This window comes from Superficieibacter sp. 1612_C1 (assembly GCF_015234305.1).
Taxonomy (GTDB): domain Bacteria; phylum Pseudomonadota; class Gammaproteobacteria; order Enterobacterales; family Enterobacteriaceae; genus Superficieibacter.
Map to the genome: position 1 here is coordinate 902,716 of NZ_JADGMI010000001.1, position 19,008 is coordinate 921,723.

Below are 19,008 nucleotides of genomic sequence, written 5' to 3' on the forward strand. Positions count from 1 at the left end.
CTCATCCAGGCGCGAAAGCGTAAAAAAAGCACAAATACTCAGGAGCACTCCAATTATGTTTAAGAATGCATTTGCTAACCTGCAAAAGGTCGGTAAATCGCTGATGCTGCCAGTCTCCGTACTGCCTATCGCAGGTATCCTGCTGGGCGTCGGGTCGGCAAACTTCAGCTGGCTGCCAGAAGTTGTTTCGCACGTTATGGCGGAAGCTGGCGGATCTGTTTTCGCTAATATGCCTCTGATCTTCGCCATCGGCGTTGCGCTGGGTTTCACCAATAATGACGGTGTTTCTGCCCTGGCTTCCGTTGTCGCTTATGGCATCATGGTTAAAACCATGGCTGTAGTTGCGCCGCTGGTGTTGCATTTACCCGCCGAAGAAATCGCGGCTAAACATCTGGCAGATACCGGCGTATTAGGCGGTATTATTGCGGGTGCGATTGCGGCATATATGTTCAACCGCTTCTACCGTATTAAGCTGCCTGAGTATCTGGGCTTCTTTGCCGGTAAACGTTTTGTGCCGATCATCTCTGGCCTGACGGCGATCTTTTTGGGTATCGTGCTCTCCTTCATTTGGCCACCTATCGGTACGGCTATTCAGACCTTCTCGCAGTGGGCTGCTTACCAGAACCCGGTAGTCGCTTTCGGTATCTACGGCTTCATTGAGCGCTGCCTGGTGCCGTTTGGTCTGCACCATATCTGGAACGTTCCTTTCCAGATGCAGATTGGTGAATACACCAACGCGGCAGGTCAGGTGTTCCACGGCGATATCCCGCGCTACATGGCAGGTGACCCGACGGCGGGCAAACTGTCCGGCGGCTTCCTGTTCAAAATGTACGGTCTGCCTGCTGCTGCCATTGCTATCTGGCACTCTGCGAAGCCGGAAAACCGCGCGAAAGTCGGCGGTATCATGATCTCCGCGGCGCTGACCTCGTTCCTGACCGGCATCACCGAACCGATTGAATTTTCGTTCATGTTCGTTGCGCCGATCCTGTATGTGATCCATGCGATTCTGGCCGGTCTGGCTTTCCCGATCTGTATCCTGCTGGGAATGCGTGACGGTACCTCGTTCTCACATGGTCTGATCGACTTTGTGGTTCTGTCTGGTAACAGCAGCAAACTGTGGCTGTTCCCGGTAATCGGTATCTGCTATGCGATCGTGTACTACACGGTTTTCCGCGTGCTGATCAAAGCGCTGAACCTGAAAACGCCGGGTCGTGAAGACACCAGTGAAGATGCCAAAGCGGGCGCGACCAGCGAAATGGCTCCGGCTCTGGTAGCGGCGTTTGGTGGTAAAGATAACATCACCAACCTTGATGCCTGTATCACCCGTCTGCGCGTAAGCGTGGCTGACGTGGCTAAAGTCGATCAGCCTGGCCTGAAACGTCTGGGAGCAGCAGGTGTGGTGGTGGCAGGCTCTGGCGTGCAGGCTATTTTCGGCACCAAGTCTGACAACCTGAAAACTGAGATGGACGAATATATCCGTCACAGCTAAGCAGTCAGTTGGGGAGATAAAAGGCAGCGGAAACGCTGCCTTTTTTACGTCAGGATCGGGAGGTTATTTACCTTCCTGCTCCAGATAATCCGTCAGGAAATGTTCGGCATTGCCTTCCTGTGATAGCGATTGACTATAAGCGACCCAGGTCGATGAAGATTCGCCAGGCAGGTAAAGCTCACCTGAGCCATCTTTTACACGCAGCAGTTCCCACGATTTGCCATCAATTTCCGTTTTATAACTGGTTGCGCCGCCGCTCGCTGGCTCCACTTTGCAACGAATAATCTTCTTATCCAGCGCGTTATCAACATTCGCAATCTGTACTAACGACTCGTTAGCCTCTTTTGGTCCAATACGCAGCGTCCATACCTGAATGCCTTCCTGACCTTCATAGCCTTTGACGTATTTAGCAATTTCAGGACGGGAAGCGTCTGCGAAGGCCGATTGGATAATCATTAACGAGCCGAGGATGGCAATAATAAAGCGAAACATGTTTTCTCCTGTTGAAGTCGATCCCTGCACAAAGATGCGTCAGAGCAGGGAAGTATCCCCTGAAAATATAAACTGTAACAACATCAAAATTGGTGGGCAGTAAAGGCTTGAAAAGCAGGGAGCCGGGCGGCCCCCTGTAGAAGATGACAATCAGAAGCTGTAATTGGCAGTAATTGAGAAGTTACGCGGTTCGCCGTAAACGATAGAGCCTTCGATATTAGTATCGTAAGTTTTATCAAGCAGGTTATTAACGTTACCCTGCACGGAGAAGTTTTTGGTGACCTGATAACGGGTAAACAGATCTACCAGCGCGTAGCTGCCCTGTTCTGCACGGAAGGTACCGAATGGGGTCGCGGTATCGGTGTAAACGCGGTTCTGCCAGTTCACGCCGCCGCCAACGGTCAGTTCCGGTACAGCCGGTAGACGGTAGCTGGAGAACAGCTTCACGCTGGTGCGTGGCAGGTTAGGATTCACCGCGTTGCCTTCGCTGTCCTCAGCAACATAGCGCGTTGCACCAAAGGTCATCTGCCAGTTATCGGTTATCGCGCCGTTAATTTCAAATTCGACGCCTTTGCTTACCGTGCCGTCCACCGCTTTGTACGCGGTCTCATTGTTGCTGCCAGCGATAGGTGAGCCGGTAGACTGTGCGACGTTATCCTGTTCAATACGGAACACGGCCAGCGTGGTGGTCAGACGGCTGTCCATCCAGTCTGATTTCAGGCCCACCTCGTAGTTATTACCCGTGATTGGCTCAAGGTATTTACCTGAACTGTCGCGGGAATTCTGCGGCTGGAAGATAGAGGTATAGCTGGCATAGGCCGACCAGTTATCATCAATGTCGTAAACCAGTCCCGCATAAGGCGTGGTGTGGTTTTTCTCCATGCTGTAGGTCAGCGTATCGATCTGCCAGTTGGTATAGCGGGCACCGAGGATCAGGTGTAGCGGGTCGGCCAATGAAATGCGCGTCGCAGCATACAGCGATTTCATATGGGTGGTATCATCCTGCGCCAGAGACTGCTGTCCCCAGTTGGTTTCCGGGAAGTTGCCGTCGTAGTTATAGAAACTACCCAGCTCATCCGGGAACACGTTGGCCCAGGTGTTCACGTAGCGGTTATTCTGCTTACTGTAGCTTCCGCCGATCATCAGGTTATGCTGACGGCCGAACAGATCGTAGCTGCCGTCGGTAAAGAGATCCACCGCGTCGACTTTACGCTTGCCGCTGTTCCAGCCGGTGCCGCCGACATAATCATAGCCCGGACCATAGCTGCTGTAAGGGCCAACCAGCATTCCATCGGCTTTGTTGACATACGCATCAACGTACATCGTTTTACTGTCGAACTTCACTTCGGAGTGGGTCGCGTTCAGTGTGGCTTGCCAGGTTTCGGCGAAACGCTGTTTAAGCGTCACAAAGACTTTATTAATTTCTTTATTATTGTAAGCCCAGTCCGGCGCGGTGCTGCGCGAGCGATCATAGTGATTAGTACTGCCGTCAGTATTCCAGCGCGGCAGACCGCCCCAGGTCGGGCTGTTGACATCTATGCTCTGGTATTCATAGCCTGCGGAAAGGGTGGTGAGATCACCCAGATCGGCATCGATAATGCCGGAGAAGAATTTTTTTTCATTGTTGTAGCGATCGAGCCAGGAGTCATTATTCTGATAACCCGCCACAATGCGACCACGCACTTTACCATTATCGGTCAGCGGGCTTTGTAAATCCGCGACGTAGCGCTGTTTGTTCCAGCTTCCGTACTCCGCAGAAACGTTGCCTTTAAATTCCTGACTGGTCGCATGCTTACGGATCATATTGATGGAGGCGGAGGGATTCCCCGTTCCGGTCATCAACCCGTTCGCGCCGCGCACCACTTCCACTCGCTCGAACAGGGCGGTATCAGATAAGGCATCGCCCAGGTTCCAGCGGGACTCAAAATAGGTTGGAATGCCATCAACCATGTAGTTATCAATCTGGAAGCCACGCGAATAATAAAGACTGCGATCGGAGTCCGCCTGACTTTTACTGATGCCTGTGGTGTTGTCCATCACCTCCCCCAGGGATTGCAGTTGCTGATCTTCCATGCGCTGCTCGCTAATAATGCTCACCGACTGTGGAATATCACGCTGTACCAGCATCATTTTCGTGCCGGCGGTACTGGCTTTAACGCTGTAATCCTGCTCCTGCGTATCCGCTGCGGCCTGAGCGGCAGCATCAACCACAATGGTATCTTCTTTTTTAGTATCAGCAGCGAAAACGGCGGAAGGCATCAGCGCAAAGGCGATGCAGGCGGCCAGACGAGTTGGGGTGGTGGCAGGCGTATGCTGGTCATCCCTGGTTGAATGAGTGAAAGACATGTTGAACCCTTTGTTATGTTTACTATTTGCCTCAAACCGATGCGGTGCCGGTAGTAAGTGCAAGGTAATAATTCTGATTTGCATTCGCGCATGTAAATGCAAATGCGAAATATACGCATTTATGCTCATGCTGTAAACAGATGTTACACCGCTTTCCAGAACGTTGTTTTGATCGCGCGGACCGCGTTTCGGCAGGATTTCTGCTTAAACCAGCAGCGCCTGAGCGAGAAGGGGAAAGAAAACGTCGGATAAAGTTGAAAGAGCGGGAGTAAGTCGCTCATACTCTTATGGATGTTGTATTCTGTATGTCAGGTTTGCGCACTCATAATGAATTAAGGAAATGTCATGGCCGAAGAGACCATTTTTAGTAAGATTATCCGCCGCGAAATCCCGTCGGATATCGTGTATCAGGATGAACTTGTCACCGCGTTTCGTGATATCTCCCCGCAGGCTCCCACCCATATCCTGATCGTTCCTAACATTCTGATCCCAACGGTGAACGATGTGACAGAAGCGCACGAGCAAGCCCTGGGCCGGATGATCACCGTCGCGGGCAAGATCGCTCGCGATGAAGGCATTGCCGAGGATGGCTACCGGCTGATCCTGAATTGTAATCGTCATGGCGGGCAGGAGGTTTACCACATCCATATGCACCTGCTGGGTGGCCGCGCATTGGGTCCTATGCTGACGCAGAAAGGTTAATATGATGAGAAGAGGACGTTATGCTGCGTTGCTGACGATGGTTCTGCTGGCTGGCTGCGTTTCCTCGCGTCCGGAAATTCCGGTCGGCGATAACCAGACGCTGGTTATGGAAGCAACGGTGCTGGCCGCCGGGATCAGCGCTCAGCCGCCTGAAGTTAAAAACTCCGATATTCAGGCGATTGCGTCCTCTGCTCTGTTTAATGAACGACGCGAACCGGTCACCGTACACTACCGTTTTTACTGGTACGACGGTCGGGGTCTGGAGATGCACCCGCTGGAGGCACCGCGCAGTGTGATCATTCCTGGACATTCCGGCGTAACGCTGTTCGGGACGGCAAACGGTCTGGGTGCCGAGAAGGTCAGACTTTATCTCTATTTATAACAATATAACGGGGTAACCTTGATGATAACTATGCGTCGCTTTGCGCTGATTAGCGCCCTCGCGATTTTTCTTGCAGGGTGTGTGACCAAAGAGCAACAACCTGCCCCAGTGGATACCGCCCAGCCGGGCGCGCAGCCGCAACCGACCCAGCCGCAGCAGCCGGTGCCGGTCGTGCCGACGGTGCCGACCATCCCTGAACAGCCAGGACCGATTGAGCATCAGGATGATACCGCCGCACCGGCACCGCGTGAGCGCCACTATGACTGGAACAGTGCGATTCAGCCGCTGGCCGGAAAAATGCTTCAGGCAGACGGCGTGAACAGCGGCAGCGTTCTGCTGGTAGACAGCGTGAACAACCGCACTAACGGTTCCCTTAACGCGAGTGAGGCGACCGAGGCGCTGCGTAACGCGCTGGCTAACAACGGTAAATTTACGCTCGTTTCCGCTCAGCAGTTGTCTGTGGCAAAACAGCAGCTTGGCCTGTCTCCGCAGGACAGCCTCGGTAGCCGCAGTAAAGCCATAGGCATCGCCCGTAACGTTGGCGCGCATTATGTGCTGTACTCAAACGCGTCGGGTAATGTGAATACGCCAACTCTGCAAATGCAGCTGATGCTGGTGCAGACTGGCGAGATTATCTGGTCGGGTAAAGGTGCAGTTCAGCAACAATAAGCTGTCACGTGACCAGCTACTGTCACGCTTTTTTCCGCAGTATCATCCCGTCGCGCCGGGGTCCTCCTCCGGGTTAGGCGGCGGGAGTTGCATCATTGAGAAGGGCTTGCAGAGAAGGGTGCTACGTCAGCACCACGATCCGCAGGCCCCTGAATTTCACTTTCTGCGCCAGTACCATGCGCTTCGCCGCCTGCCTGCCACGCTCGCGCCGTCGGCGTGTTTTTACACGCGCGGCTGGATGGTCGTCGATTATCTGCACGGCGCAGTAAAAAGCACGCTGCCCGCGACTGCCGAACTGGTAAAGGTGCTGTATCATCTCCATCAGCAGCCGCGTTTTGGCTGGCGCATTACGCTTCTCCCGCTGCTGGAGTATTACTGGCAGAACAGTGCCAGCGAGCGGCGCAATCCGTTCTGGCTCAGGCAGTTAAAACGGTTAAAACGCGGCGGCGAACCGCAGCCGTTGCGGCTGTCGCCGCTGCATATGGATGTTCACCCGGGCAATATCGTGCACACCGCCAGCGGACTGCGGCTGATTGACTGGGAATATGCCGGTGATGGTGATATCGCGCTGGAGCTGGCGGCAGTGTGGATGACAGAACAGGCGGAAAGACGCCAGCTGGTTAAGGACTATGCGGCAGCGGCGGGCATAGCGCCCTCGTTGCTCTGGCGACAGGTCAGACGCTGGCACCCGTGGGTGCTGATGCTGATGGCGGGCTGGTATGAGCGCCGCTGGCAGCAAACCGGTGACGGGCAGTTTATCGTCCTCGCCGATGAAACATGGAAACAGCTACATAAAATACAGGAGAGATAAGCGTGGGTCCGGTAATGTTGGATGTCGAAGGTTTTGAACTGGATGCGGAAGAGCGTGAGATTCTGGCGCATCCGTCGGTAGGCGGATTAATTCTTTTTACCCGCAACTACCACGATCCCGCGCAGTTGCGCGAGCTGGTGCGCCAGATCCGCGCCGCCTCGCACCATCGGCTGGTGGTGGCCGTCGATCAGGAGGGTGGACGCGTTCAGCGTTTTCGCGAGGGTTTTACCCGCCTGCCTGCCGCCCAGTCTTTTGCTGAATTGCACGGTCTGGAGGCGGGTGGCAAGCTGGCCGAAGAGGCGGGCTGGCTGATGGCGAGCGAAATGATCGCCATGGACATTGATATCAGTTTTGCCCCAGTGCTGGATGTCGGCCATATTAGCGCCGCGATTGGCGAGCGTTCTTATCATGACGATCCGCTGAAGGCGCTGGCAATGGCCCGCCGGTTTATTGACGGTATGCACGCGGCGGGAATGAAAACAACCGGTAAACACTTCCCCGGCCACGGCGCGGTGACGGCGGACTCGCATAAAGAGACGCCGCAGGACCCGCGCGCTGAAGCGGAGATTCGCGCCCGGGATATGACCATCTTCCGTACCCTGATTGACGAAAATCGTCTCGACGCCATTATGCCCGCGCATGTGATCTACACGCAGGTCGATCCGCGTCCGGCCAGTGGTTCGGCGCACTGGCTGAAAACCGTCCTGCGTGGTGAACTTCATTTTGACGGCGTGATTTTTTCCGACGACCTGTCGATGGAAGGTGCGGCGATCATGGGAAGCTACGCCGAGCGCGGTCAGGCATCGCTGGATGCAGGTTGCGATATGATCCTGGTCTGCAATAATCGTAAAGGAGCGGTCAGCGTTCTGGATAATCTGTCGCCGATCAATGCACAGCGTGTTACGCAATTGTATCATAAAGGGACGTTTACTCGTCAGGAACTGATGGATTCCGCCCGCTGGAAGACGATAAGTGCGCAACTGAATCAGCTGCACGAGCGCTGGCAGGAACATAAAGCAATCCATTAATCCCTGCGGGATACAGAGTATGGTGAGGATGCGATGATTATTTATTTACACGGTTTTGACTCAAACAGCCCGGGCAATCACGAAAAGGTATTGCAGTTGCAGTTTATCGATCCGGATGTGCGACTGATTAGCTACAGTACGCGTCACCCGAAGCATGATATGCAGCATCTGCTGAAAGAGGTCGATAAGATGCTCCAGTTGAATGCGGACGATCGCCCGCTGATTTGCGGCGTCGGGCTGGGCGGTTTCTGGGCAGAACGCATTGGCTTCCTCTGCGATATCCGCCAGGTGGTGTTCAACCCGAACCTGTTCCCGGCGGAGAATATGGAAGGCAAAATCGATCGCCCGGAAGAATATACCGATATTGCCACTAAGTGCGTGAGTAATTTCCGGGAGAAGAACCGCGACCGGTGTATGGCGATCCTGTCGCGCCGGGATGAGGCGCTTAACAGCCAGCGCAGCGCAGAGATTTTGTGCCCGTGGTACGAAATCGTCTGGGATGAAGAGCAGACTCACAAGTTCAAAAATATCTCGCCACACTTACAGCGTATTAAGGCGTTTAAAACACTCGGATAAACGTTCTGTCAGATAAAGGGTCAGCCATCGGGCTGGCCCTTTTTTTTGCCTGTGTCTACAGTTGTTCATCTTTTCAGCGGCAAAACTTGATGTACATCAATTTTGGTATGACCAATGACCCTGACGTGTTATTCTCATGGGAGTGATACGGTTTCATAGCGGTAACTTGTTGTTAACTAAAAGTTATTCTCATAACCTTTAGTTAACAATTGGTTAATAATTTTAGGGGGTCACGTTGACTACACCATTGAAGAAGATTGTGATTGTAGGCGGTGGTGCTGGCGGTCTTGAACTGGCAACGCAGCTGGGCAAAAAGTTAGGGCGGGGTAAGAAAGCCAAAATCACCCTTGTCGATCGCAACCACAGCCACCTGTGGAAGCCGCTGCTGCATGAAGTGGCGACGGGTTCACTGGATGAAGGTGTGGATGCCCTGAGCTATCTGGCCCACGCGCGAAATCACCATTTCCAGTTCCAGTTGGGGTCGGTTATCGATCTTAATCGTGAAAGTAAAACGTTGACCCTGTCTGAACTGCGCGATGAAAAAGGCGAGTTACTGGTGCCTGAGCGCAAACTGCCTTACGACACGCTGATCATGGCGCTTGGCAGTACCTCTAACGACTTCAATACGCCGGGCGTTAAAGAGCACTGTATTTTCCTCGACAACCCGCATCAGGCGCGTCGTTTCCATCAGGAGATGCTCAACCTGTTCCTTAAGTTCTCGGCGAATCTGGGGGCTAACGGCAAGGTGAATATCGCGATTGTCGGCGGTGGGGCGACCGGGGTTGAGTTGTCGGCGGAGCTGCATAATGCGGTGAAACAGCTCCACAGCTACGGCTACAAAGGGCTGACCAATGAAGCGCTGAATGTGACGCTGGTGGAAGCCGGCGAGCGTATTCTGCCTGCGCTGCCGCCGCGTATTTCGGGTGCGGCGCATAACGAACTGACCAAACTCGGCGTGCGTGTCCTTACTCAAACGATGGTGACCAGCGCCGACGAAGGCGGATTGCACACTAAAGAAGGCGAGTATATTAAAGCCGATTTGATGGTCTGGGCCGCAGGCATCAAAGCTCCGGACTTTATGAAAGAGCTGGGAGGACTGGAAACAAACCGCATCAATCAGCTGGTGGTCGAGCCGACACTGCAAACGACGCGCGATGCGGATATTTACGCCATTGGTGACTGCGCCTCCTGCGCTCGTCCGGAAGGCGGATTTGTACCGCCACGCGCGCAGGCCGCGCACCAGATGGCAACCTGCGCGCTGCATAACATCCTGGCGCAGGTGAAGGGGAAACCGCTAAAAGCGTACCAGTATAAAGATCATGGTTCGCTGGTGTCGCTGTCTAACTTTTCGACCGTCGGTAGCCTGATGGGGAACCTGACCCGTGGCTCGATGATGATCGAAGGGCGCATTGCACGCTTTGTGTATATCTCGCTATACCGTATGCATCAGATCGCGCTACACGGCTATTTTAAAACCGGTCTGATGATGCTGGTCGGCAGCATTAACCGGGTGATCCGTCCGCGCCTTAAACTGCACTAAGGTATGCAGCCGGGCGGCGCAAGCTCGCCCGGCCTGTGAATCCACCACACGTTGCCTGAATACCGTAGGCCTGATAAGCGTAGCGCCATCAGGCATTCAGCCCACCCGACTACCTCCGTAGGCCTGATAAGCGCAGCGCCATCAGGCAATTTCCCTCCCTGGCAAAATATAATCCTGCCAAACAGGCGTACAGCACTAAGACTCCTCTGAATCATTCTGTTTTACCCGCCGATCCCCCGTTTTTAGGCGCTGTTCTGATTGGCGAAATATCCTCTTGATTGCAAAATTATGACCAACAGCAACGAAGGAGGAGCTCCCGTGAATAAATCAATGTTGGCGGGTATAGGGATTGGCGTAGCCGCTGCGCTGGGTGTGGCAGCCGTGGCCAGTCTGGACGTCTTTGAACGTGGCCCGCAGTATGCGCAGGTAGTCTCAGCAACGCCGATAAAAGAAACGGTTAAAACGCCGCGTAAAGAGTGTCGGAACGTCAATGTGACCCACCGACGCCCGGTGCAGGACGAAAACCGCATTACCGGTTCCGTGCTTGGTGCGGTCGCAGGCGGAGTTGTAGGCCACCAGTTTGGCGGCGGACGTGGTAAAGACATTGCCACAATCGCGGGCGCGCTGGGCGGCGGCTATGCCGGTAACCAGATCCAGGGCTCAATGCAGGAATCGGATACGTACACCACCACGCAGCAGCGCTGCAAAACGGTGTACGACAAATCGGAAAATATGCTTGGTTATGATGTGACCTATAAAATCGGCGATCAGCAGGGGAAAATCCGCATGAAAGACGATCCGGGAACGCAGATCCCGCTCGACAGCAAGGGGCAGCTGGTCCTGAATAACAAAGCATAAAAAAGCGTTATTACTGTTTGCCCCTCATCGCTCAGGCTGAGGGGCTTTTTTGTGGCTTACAGCGTAAGCATTTTTGGCCACAGGCAGAAGGTAGTGCGGATAATCTGCTGCAAATCCTCAAGGCTTGCGCCTTCGCGCGCGCTAATCGACATGCCCTGCAAAATACAGTTCAGAAACTGCGCCAGCGCCTGAACATCTTTTTGCGCCGGGAGTTCACCGCGCTGCTGTCGGGAAAGCAGAAACTTGCAAAGCGTCTGTTCCTGCTGCGCATGGCGCGTTTTCAGCGTGCGGGCAATCTCTTTTGACGAGGCGGCAAGCGTCGCCGAGGTGTTGATCATAAAGCAGCCGGCCGGGGTTTCTTTGCTGGTAAAGCAGGTAGCAACCGCCGTGAAATAGTCCTGCAACGACTGCTCTACGGATTTCTCCTCATTGAACAGAGCGGCTTCATGACGCGCGGCGAAACGCGAGATATAGCGATCGAGCACCGCCCGAAATAAACCCTCTTTATTAATAAACTCCGCATAGAGCGTCGGGGCTTTAGCGCCCGTCGCTTCGACCAGATCGGCGAGCGAGGTTGCTTCATACCCGTGTTCCCAGAAGAGTGTCATGGCCTTATCCAGCGCCGCGTCCCTGTCGAACACTTTTGGTCGGCCACGGCTTTTTTTTGTGCAACTTTGAACGTCAGCTGTCATGGTGCCGTTGTACCTGAGTCAGTTAAGTGAATAACCATTATAAAAATAAATGTATCGCGGTGCCACCTCAGAACCAACAAAAATTTAATAAGCTTATGTTTATGAAAGATAATGGTTTTTATTTTATTATAACGATCGTTATAGAATAAACTTGACTGTGATATTGATCACATTTATGATTTACCTATCGATCGTTAATTAAATGCGGTCCACCGTTCATCTGCATAAGGTCAATATTATGAAAAACGTCAAAACCCTCATCGCCGCCGCTGTACTGAGTTCACTTTCTTTTGCAAGCGTTGCTGCCGTTCAGGTGCAGTCCACCCCAGCCGATCAGCAAAAAGCTGGCGTTATCTCTGCGGATGCCGGGACAAATTTAGGCTCGCTGGAAAATCAGCTGGCGCAAAAAGCGGATGCAATGGGCGCGAAATCTTTCCGCATCACCTCCGTAAGCGGTCCGAATACGCTGCATGGCACCGCTGTGATTTACAAATAAGATAACCCTCTACCTGGTATTTACAGGAAGCCCCACGGTGATTACCGTGGGGCTTTTTTTATCACAGACTCAGGCTATTGCATTTTCCTCAAGCTGGCGCATAAAGTTGCGCACCCAGTCCATACGGACTTTCCGCTCGTTGAGATCCTGGAAAAACTTTAGCCGCGTCGGGCCATCAAGCCGGAAATGCTGCGGCTCCTTTTGCAGCAGGCCAATCAGCCAGGCAGGGTTAACGTGATTATTCTCCGCAAATTCGATCTGCCCGCCTTTATCATTGCCCTCAAGCTTACGGATCCCCAGCCGCTGCGCCTGCTGACGCAGACCCGCAATATCCAGCAGATTACGCGCCGGATCAGGCAGCAGGCCAAAGCGATCAATCAACTCGACTTTAATCTCTTCAAGCGCATTATCATTTTTGGCGCTGGCAATGCGTTTATAGAAGGAGAGGCGGGTGTTAACGTCCGGAATAAAATCATCCGGCAGCAGCGACGGCATTCGCAGTTCGACCTCCGTTTGCTGACTGGTGAGATCCTCAAGCGACGGCTCGCGACCCGCTTTCAGGGCGTCTACCGCATTTTCCAGCAGATCCATATACAGCGAGAAGCCGATGGTTTCCATCTGACCGCTCTGATCTTCCCCCAGCAGTTCACCGGCACCACGAATTTCCAGATCGTGCGTTGCCAGCGCAAAGCCCGCGCCTAAATCTTCCAGCGAGGCAATCGCTTCCAGCCGTTTCTGCGCGTCGGTGGTCATCGCCTTCGGATGCGGCGTCAGCAGCCACGCATAGGCCTGATGGTGCGAACGACCGACGCGCCCGCGTAGCTGATGTAGCTGCGCCAGTCCGAAATGATCGGCGCGTTCGATGATGATGGTATTGGCGGTCGGAATATCAATCCCGGTCTCAATGATGGTGGTACACACCAGCACGTTAAAACGCTGGTGGTGAAAGTCGTTCATCACCCGTTCCAGTTCGCGCTCGCGCATCTGACCGTGACCGATGGCAATGCGCGCCTCCGGCACCAGCTCGGCGAGGCGCGCCGCCGCTTTCTGGATGTTTTCGACGTCGTTATAGAGATAATAGACCTGCCCGCCGCGCAGGACTTCACGCAGGATCGCCTCACGGACCACCAGATTATCGTACTCGCGCACGAAGGTTTTCACCGCCAGACGGCGGGCCGGTGGGGTAGCGATAATCGACAGATCGCGCATTCCGCTCATCGCCATGTTCAGCGTGCGCGGGATTGGCGTGGCGGTCAGCGTCAGAATATCCACGTCAGAACGCATCGCTTTAATACGCTCTTTATGCCGCACACCGAAGCGGTGCTCTTCATCGACAATCAGCAGGCCCAGATCGCGCCATTTGACATCCGCCTGCAACAGTTTGTGGGTGCCGATCAGAATATCGATTTTTCCTTCGGCCGCCTGTTCGAGAATTTGCGCCTGCTCTTTGGCGCTGCGAAAGCGCGACAGCATCTCGATACGCACCGGCCAACTGGCGAAACGGTCGCGGAAATTGTCAAAATGCTGCTGGGCGAGCAGGGTAGTGGGAACCAGTACCGCGACCTGCTTATTATTTTCTATCGCGAGAAAGGCGGCGCGCATGGCGACTTCAGTCTTACCAAAACCCACATCGCCACAGACCAGACGATCCATCGCCAGCGGCTGACACATATCACTCAATACGGCATTGATTGCCAGCGCCTGATCGGGCGTGGTCTCAAAGGGGAAACTGTCGCAAAACAGCTGATACTGTTCGCGGTTATGCTTAAAGGCAAAGCCTTTTTTCGCCGCGCGCTGGGCATAAATGTCCAGCAGCTCTGCCGCCACGTCGCGCACCCGCTCGGCGGCTTTCTGCCGGGCGCGGGTCCAGACATCGCTGCCCAGTTTATGCAGCGGCGCATTCTCTTCTGCACCGCCCGCATAGCGGCTGATCAAATGCAGGGAGGAAACCGGAACGTACAGTTTGGCCTCGTTGGCGTAGGTCAGCATCAGGTATTCCGCGGTGATGCCGCCTGCTTCCAGGGTGGTCATGCCCGCGTAGCGGCCCACGCCGTGTTCCAGATGTACTACCGGTTGCCCGATATGCAGCTCAGCGAGGTTGCGGATCAGCGTATCCGGGTTGATGGTGCGGCGACTATCCTGGCGACGACGCGCCACGCGCTCGCCCAGCAGATCGCTTTCGCAGATCAGGGCACGGTTGCGCAGGGTGTCGATAAAGCCGTGCTCGGCCGCACCGATCATCACGTAGCGTCCTTTGTCCGTCGCCTCATCCAGCCGCAGGATGCGTTTTGGTGACAGCTTGATACGGGCTACCAGCTCGCCGAGCGCTTCACGGCGTCCTTCACTTTCCACCGAGAAAATCACCGGACCGTCGAAAGACTCCAGAAACTTACGCAGATTGTCGAGCGGGGACTTTTGCTGCGCCTGTACCGACAGGTCGGGCAATGTGCGATAGCCCAGATTAGTAAAGGCCGCTTTATCTGCCAGACTCTCGGTTTTTAACTGTATGCGCGGCCAGCGTTTTAATTCGCCGAGCAGCTCATCGGTGCGCATCCACAACTGTTCTGGCGGCAGCAGGGGACGCATCGGATCCACGCCCCGGTTCTCATAGCGGGCATGGGCATCGGCCTGAAAACGGGTGGCGCTACCTTCGACGTCGCCGGTATTGATAATCAGCGTATTGGCCGGGAAATAGCTGAACAGCGGCGACAGCGGCTCGCTAAAAAATAAAGGCTGCCAGTATTCGATCCCGGCAGGCAATGTACCTTTACTCACCTGCTGATAAATATGCTCGGCGTCGCGTTTTACATCGAACTTATCGCGCCACTGGCTGCGAAAAAGTTCGATCGCTGCTTTATCCGTAGGAAATTCGTGCGCGGGCAGCAGGTTGATGGCGTCGACTTCTTCCAGCGTGCGCTGGGTATCGGCATCAAAAAGGCGCAGGCTGTCGATTTCGTCATCAAAAAAATCCAGACGATAGGGCTGCACGCTACCCATCGGGTAGAGATCCAGCAGCGCGCCACGGGTGGCATATTCACCGTGCTCCATGACCTGATCCACATGACGATAGCCTGCGGATTCCAGCTGCGCGCGTAGCGCATCGCGCGACAGGCGCTGCCCTTTTTTCATCACCAGCGCATGACCGTGCAGATAGCTGTGCGGACAGACGCGCTGCATCAGCGTATTCACCGGCAGGATCAACACGCCGCGCTGCATGGTGGGAAGCTGATAGAGCACCGAAAGGCGCGAGGAGATGATCTCCTGGTGCGGTGAAAAACTATCGTAAGGCAGCGTTTCCCAGTCGGCGAGGTTGATAACCAGGTTATCCGTAAACTGGGTGATTTCGTCGTGCAGGCGCAGGGCGTTTTGCATGTCGGGCGCAACCAGCACCACCGGCCCAGAATGGCGCTCGACGATCCCGGCGATCTCTGTCGCGCAGGCCGCGCCGGTTAACTCTCCCAGTTGGCGTTGATCGCCTGCTTTGACAGGCAAGGAATAACGGTGTTGTTCAGGCATAGGTCGTGTCGGGGTCTCTGATAGGTTTGCCCAGAAGATATGGGGACAACGTGCTGATTCTCAATGCAGATTATTATCCGCGTTCAGTTTACATAAGCAAATGGTAGATCAATCTGCGCCTGCGCGCGTGAATCAATAATAGCAAATTGATTTATCTGAACTTTTTGACAGTCCGATGACGAACTCTTACGGTTTCCCTCATTTACGCTGTGCGCTTTCGCTTATATACTTCCTCTTCTGCCACAGCAACCAGACGGATTACATGTACCAACCTGTCGCACTATTTATCGGCCTGCGCTACATGCGTGGGCGCGCAGCGGACCGCTTCGGTCGCTTTGTCTCATGGCTTTCCACTATCGGCATTACGCTTGGCGTGATGGCGCTGGTGACGGTGCTTTCCGTTATGAACGGCTTTGAGCGCGAGCTGCAAAACAATATTCTGGGGCTGATGCCGCAGGCCATTCTTTCTTCCACGCAAGGGTCGCTGGACCCGCAAAAAATTTCTGAAAAGGCGGTGACGCTTCAGGGCGTAAATCGCGTTGCGCCCATCACCACGGGGAATGTGGTATTGCAGAGCGCGCGCAGCGTGGCAGTGGGCGTGATGCTGGGCGTCGATCCGGCGCAAAAAGATCCGCTCTCACCGTATTTAGTTAATGTGAAGCAGACCGATTTGCAGCCGGGACGTTACAACGTCATTCTCGGCGAGCAGCTGGCCGGGCAATTGGGTCTTAACCGCGGCGATTCATTACGCATCATGGTGCCGTCGGCCAGCCAGTTTACGCCGATGGGACGCATTCCCAGCCAACGCCTGTTTACGGTGATTGGCACCTTTGCCGCCAACAGCGAAGTCGACGGCTATCAGATGCTGGTCAATATTCAGGATGCGTCGCGCCTGATGCGTTACCCGTCCGGGAATATCACCGGCTGGCGTCTGTGGCTTAACGAACCTTTACAGGTGGATACGCTCAGTCAACAGACGCTGCCGCCGGACACCAAATGGCAGGACTGGCGCGAGCGTAAAGGCGAGCTGTTCCAGGCCGTGCGGATGGAAAAAAACATGATGGGCCTGCTGCTCAGTCTGATTGTCGCCGTCGCCGCCTTTAATATCATCACCTCGCTGGGGCTGATGGTGATGGAGAAGCAGGGCGAAGTTGCCATTCTGCAAACCCAGGGCCTGACGCCACGGCAGATCATGGCGGTGTTTATGGTACAGGGGGCCAGCGCCGGCATTATCGGCGCACTGCTCGGTGCTGCGCTGGGGGCGTTGCTCGCCAGCCAGCTCAACAATTTAATGCCGATTATCGGCGCATTTCTTGACGGCGCGGCGCTGCCGGTGGCGATTGAACCGTTGCAGGTGATCGCTATTGCACTGGTGGCGATGGCGATTGCGCTGCTGTCCACGCTTTATCCTTCATGGCGCGCTGCCGCCACTCAACCCGCTGAGGCTTTACGTTATGAATAAGATCCTGTTGCAATGCGACAACCTGTGCAAACGCTATCAGGAAGGCAGTGTGCAAACCGACGTGTTGCACGATGTCAGCTTCAGCGTGGGCGAAGGGGAGATGATGGCAATTGTCGGCAGCTCCGGCTCCGGGAAAAGTACGCTACTGCACCTGCTCGGCGGGCTGGATACGCCGACCTCCGGCGATGTGATTTTCAGCGGCCAGCCGATGAGCAAACTTTCGTCGGCGGCAAAAGCGGAACTGCGTAATCAGAACCTCGGCTTTATCTATCAGTTTCACCACCTTCTGCCTGATTTTACCGCACTTGAGAACGTCGCGATGCCGCTGCTGATCGGCAAAAAGCGTCCGGCCGAGATCAACCAGCGGGCGCGGGAGATGCTGAAAGCCGTAGGGCTTGATCATCGCGCCAGTCACCGTCCCTCTGAGTTATCCGGTGGTGAGCGTCAGCGCGTAGCGATTGCCCGTGCGCTGGTCAATAATCCGCGCCTGGTGCTGGCCGATGAGCCGACCGGTAACCTGGATGCGCGTAACGCCGACAGCATCTTCCAGCTTCTCGGTGAACTGAACCGTGCGCAGGGGACCGCGTTCCTGGTGGTGACCCACGATCTGCAACTGGCGCGGCGGATGTCCCGTCAGCTGGAGATGCGGGATGGTCGTCTGAATACTGAACTGAGCCTGATGGGAGCTGATTAATGGCCTCGCCTTTATCCCTTCTTATCGGGTTGCGTTTTAGCCGTGGCCGTCGCCGTAGCGGCATGGTGTCGCTGATTTCGATTATCTCTACCGTCGGTATTGCGCTCGGTGTCGCGGTGCTGATTATTGGACTGAGCGCAATGAACGGTTTTGAGCGCGAGCTGAACAACCGTATTTTAGCCGTGGTGCCGCACGGCCAGATCGAGCCGGTGAATCAGCCGTGGAACGGCTGGAACGACAAGCTCAGCAAAATTGAGAAAGTGCCCGGTATTGTCGCTGCCGCGCCCTATGTCGATTTCACCGGGCTGGTCGAGAGCGGCGCGAACATCCGCGCCATTCAGGTGAAGGGCGTCGATCCGCAGCAGGAAAGCCGTCTTAGCGCGCTGCCTCAGTATGTTCAGGGCAGTGCCTGGGCGAACTTTAAGGCGGGCGAACAGCAGATCATTATTGGTAAAGGCGTTGCCGACGCGCTGCACGTTAAGCAGGGCGATTCAGTGTCGATTATGATCCCCAACGCCAGTGCCGATCATAAGCTGCTCCAGCCGAAACGTATTCGACTCCACGTTACCGGTATTCTGCAACTCAGCGGTCAGCTCGATCACAGCTTTGCGATGATCCCGATGCAGGATGCACAGCAGTATCTGGAGATGGGCAGCAGCGTGACCGGCATTGCGCTGAAGGTCAACGACGTCTTTAACGCGCCGGCGCTGGTGCGCTCGGCGGGTGAAGTGACCAATGATTACGTCTATATCAAAAGCTGGGTAGGCACCTATGGCTATATGTATCGCGATATTCAGATGATCCGCGCCATTATGTACCTGGCGATGATTCTGGTGATCGGCGTGGCCTGTTTTAACATCGTCTCCACCCTGGTGATGGCGGTAAAAGACAAAAGCAGCGATATCGCGGTACTGCGCACCCTTGGCGCGAAAGACGGACTGATCCGCGCGATTTTCGTCTGGTACGGACTGCTCGCAGGACTATTTGGTAGCCTTATCGGGGTAGTTATCGGCGTGATTGGCGCGCTACAGCTGACGGCGATTATTGAGTTTATCGAAAAGCGGATCGGCCATCAGTTCCTGTCCGGCGATATTTACTTTATTGACTTCCTGCCGTCAGAATTACACTGGCTGGACGTGCTGTATGTTCTGGTGACGGCGCTGCTGCTGAGCCTGCTGGCAAGCTGGTATCCGGCGCGACGCGCGAGTAACATTGATCCTGCAAGGGTATTAAGCGGGCAATAATTTCAAAAGGA

At 54.8% G+C, this 19,008-nt stretch carries 17 protein-coding genes; 13 read left to right on the forward strand and 4 right to left on the reverse strand.

Going from position 1 to position 19,008, the window contains the following annotated elements; translation table 11 throughout:
* Nucleotides 1–55: 55 nt before the first annotated feature.
* Nucleotides 56–1,489: a PTS glucose transporter subunit IIBC gene (gene ptsG / locus INT84_RS04280; protein WP_194205755.1), complete on the forward strand. Its 1,434-nt coding sequence runs from the start codon at nucleotides 56–58 to the stop codon at nucleotides 1,487–1,489.
* 63 nt (nucleotides 1,490–1,552) lie between these two features.
* On the opposite strand, the gene INT84_RS04285 is transcribed toward ptsG, so the two are convergent.
* A complete protein-coding gene (locus tag INT84_RS04285; protein ID WP_194205756.1) occupies nucleotides 1,553–1,981 on the reverse strand; it encodes a hypothetical protein in 429 nt (142 codons plus the stop codon).
* A 150-nt stretch (nucleotides 1,982–2,131) separates the two neighbouring features.
* Nucleotides 2,132–4,327, reverse strand: a complete 2,196-nt coding sequence (fhuE, locus tag INT84_RS04290) for a ferric-rhodotorulic acid/ferric-coprogen receptor FhuE (RefSeq protein ID WP_194205757.1) — start codon at nucleotides 4,325–4,327, stop codon at nucleotides 2,132–2,134.
* A gap of 345 nt (nucleotides 4,328–4,672) precedes the next feature.
* On the opposite strand from fhuE, the gene hinT reads away from it, so the two are divergent.
* From hinT to INT84_RS04330, 8 genes are all read left to right on the forward strand, one after another.
* A complete protein-coding gene (gene hinT / locus INT84_RS04295) occupies nucleotides 4,673–5,029 on the forward strand; it encodes a purine nucleoside phosphoramidase (RefSeq protein ID WP_194205758.1) in 357 nt (118 codons plus the stop codon).
* A 4-nt stretch (nucleotides 5,030–5,033) separates the two neighbouring features.
* The gene (locus INT84_RS04300; RefSeq protein WP_194206111.1) at nucleotides 5,034–5,411 is read left to right on the forward strand and encodes a YcfL family protein; all 378 of its coding nucleotides are present in this window, start codon (nucleotides 5,034–5,036) and stop codon (nucleotides 5,409–5,411) included.
* A 21-nt stretch (nucleotides 5,412–5,432) separates the two neighbouring features.
* A complete protein-coding gene (gene lpoB / locus INT84_RS04305; RefSeq protein ID WP_194206112.1) occupies nucleotides 5,433–6,080 on the forward strand; it encodes a penicillin-binding protein activator LpoB in 648 nt (215 codons plus the stop codon).
* Nucleotides 6,061–6,891, forward strand: coding sequence for a thiamine kinase (gene thiK / locus INT84_RS04310; protein WP_194205759.1), 831 nt, complete (start codon nucleotides 6,061–6,063; stop codon nucleotides 6,889–6,891). The genes lpoB and thiK overlap by 20 nt, the downstream gene beginning before the upstream one ends.
* A 2-nt stretch (nucleotides 6,892–6,893) precedes the next feature.
* Nucleotides 6,894–7,919 (forward strand): beta-N-acetylhexosaminidase, encoded by a 1,026-nt coding sequence (gene nagZ / locus INT84_RS04315; RefSeq protein ID WP_194205760.1) that lies wholly within the window; start codon nucleotides 6,894–6,896, stop codon nucleotides 7,917–7,919.
* A gap of 33 nt (nucleotides 7,920–7,952) precedes the next feature.
* The gene (ycfP, locus tag INT84_RS04320) at nucleotides 7,953–8,495 is read left to right on the forward strand and encodes an alpha/beta hydrolase YcfP (protein ID WP_103678050.1); all 543 of its coding nucleotides are present in this window, start codon (nucleotides 7,953–7,955) and stop codon (nucleotides 8,493–8,495) included.
* A gap of 235 nt (nucleotides 8,496–8,730) precedes the next feature.
* Nucleotides 8,731–10,035, forward strand: coding sequence for an NAD(P)/FAD-dependent oxidoreductase (locus INT84_RS04325; protein WP_194205761.1), 1,305 nt, complete (start codon nucleotides 8,731–8,733; stop codon nucleotides 10,033–10,035).
* Nucleotides 10,036–10,353: 318 nt separating this feature from the next.
* Nucleotides 10,354–10,893, forward strand: coding sequence for a glycine zipper 2TM domain-containing protein (locus INT84_RS04330; RefSeq protein ID WP_194205762.1), 540 nt, complete (start codon nucleotides 10,354–10,356; stop codon nucleotides 10,891–10,893).
* A gap of 56 nt (nucleotides 10,894–10,949) precedes the next feature.
* Here INT84_RS04330 and INT84_RS04335 read toward each other — a convergent pair whose 3' ends face one another.
* Entirely contained in the window at nucleotides 10,950–11,585 is a 636-nt protein-coding gene (locus tag INT84_RS04335) for a TetR/AcrR family transcriptional regulator (RefSeq protein WP_194205763.1), read from the reverse strand.
* Nucleotides 11,586–11,823: 238 nt separating this feature from the next.
* Between INT84_RS04335 and bhsA the strand changes: the two genes are divergently transcribed.
* Complete coding sequence (gene bhsA, locus INT84_RS04340) at nucleotides 11,824–12,081, forward strand: multiple stress resistance protein BhsA (RefSeq protein WP_176917238.1); 258 nt, start codon at nucleotides 11,824–11,826, stop codon at nucleotides 12,079–12,081.
* A 69-nt stretch (nucleotides 12,082–12,150) separates the two neighbouring features.
* Here bhsA and mfd read toward each other — a convergent pair whose 3' ends face one another.
* The gene (gene mfd / locus INT84_RS04345; RefSeq protein ID WP_194205764.1) at nucleotides 12,151–15,597 is read right to left on the reverse strand and encodes a transcription-repair coupling factor; all 3,447 of its coding nucleotides are present in this window, start codon (nucleotides 15,595–15,597) and stop codon (nucleotides 12,151–12,153) included.
* Between the two features lie 262 nt (nucleotides 15,598–15,859).
* On the opposite strand from mfd, the gene lolC reads away from it, so the two are divergent.
* Genes lolC through lolE form a run of 3 tightly spaced genes read left to right on the forward strand, consistent with a single transcriptional unit; the run spans nucleotide 15,860 to nucleotide 18,997 of the window.
* Nucleotides 15,860–17,059 carry a lipoprotein-releasing ABC transporter permease subunit LolC gene (gene lolC / locus INT84_RS04350; protein ID WP_194205765.1) on the forward strand — a complete coding sequence of 400 codons (1,200 nt, stop codon included), beginning with the start codon at nucleotides 15,860–15,862 and terminating at the stop codon, nucleotides 17,057–17,059.
* Nucleotides 17,052–17,753: a lipoprotein-releasing ABC transporter ATP-binding protein LolD gene (gene lolD / locus INT84_RS04355; RefSeq protein ID WP_176917235.1), complete on the forward strand. Its 702-nt coding sequence runs from the start codon at nucleotides 17,052–17,054 to the stop codon at nucleotides 17,751–17,753. The genes lolC and lolD overlap by 8 nt, the downstream gene beginning before the upstream one ends.
* Nucleotides 17,753–18,997, forward strand: a complete 1,245-nt coding sequence (lolE, locus tag INT84_RS04360; RefSeq protein ID WP_194205766.1) for a lipoprotein-releasing ABC transporter permease subunit LolE — start codon at nucleotides 17,753–17,755, stop codon at nucleotides 18,995–18,997. The genes lolD and lolE overlap by 1 nt, the downstream gene beginning before the upstream one ends.
* Nucleotides 18,998–19,008: the final 11 nt, after the last annotated feature.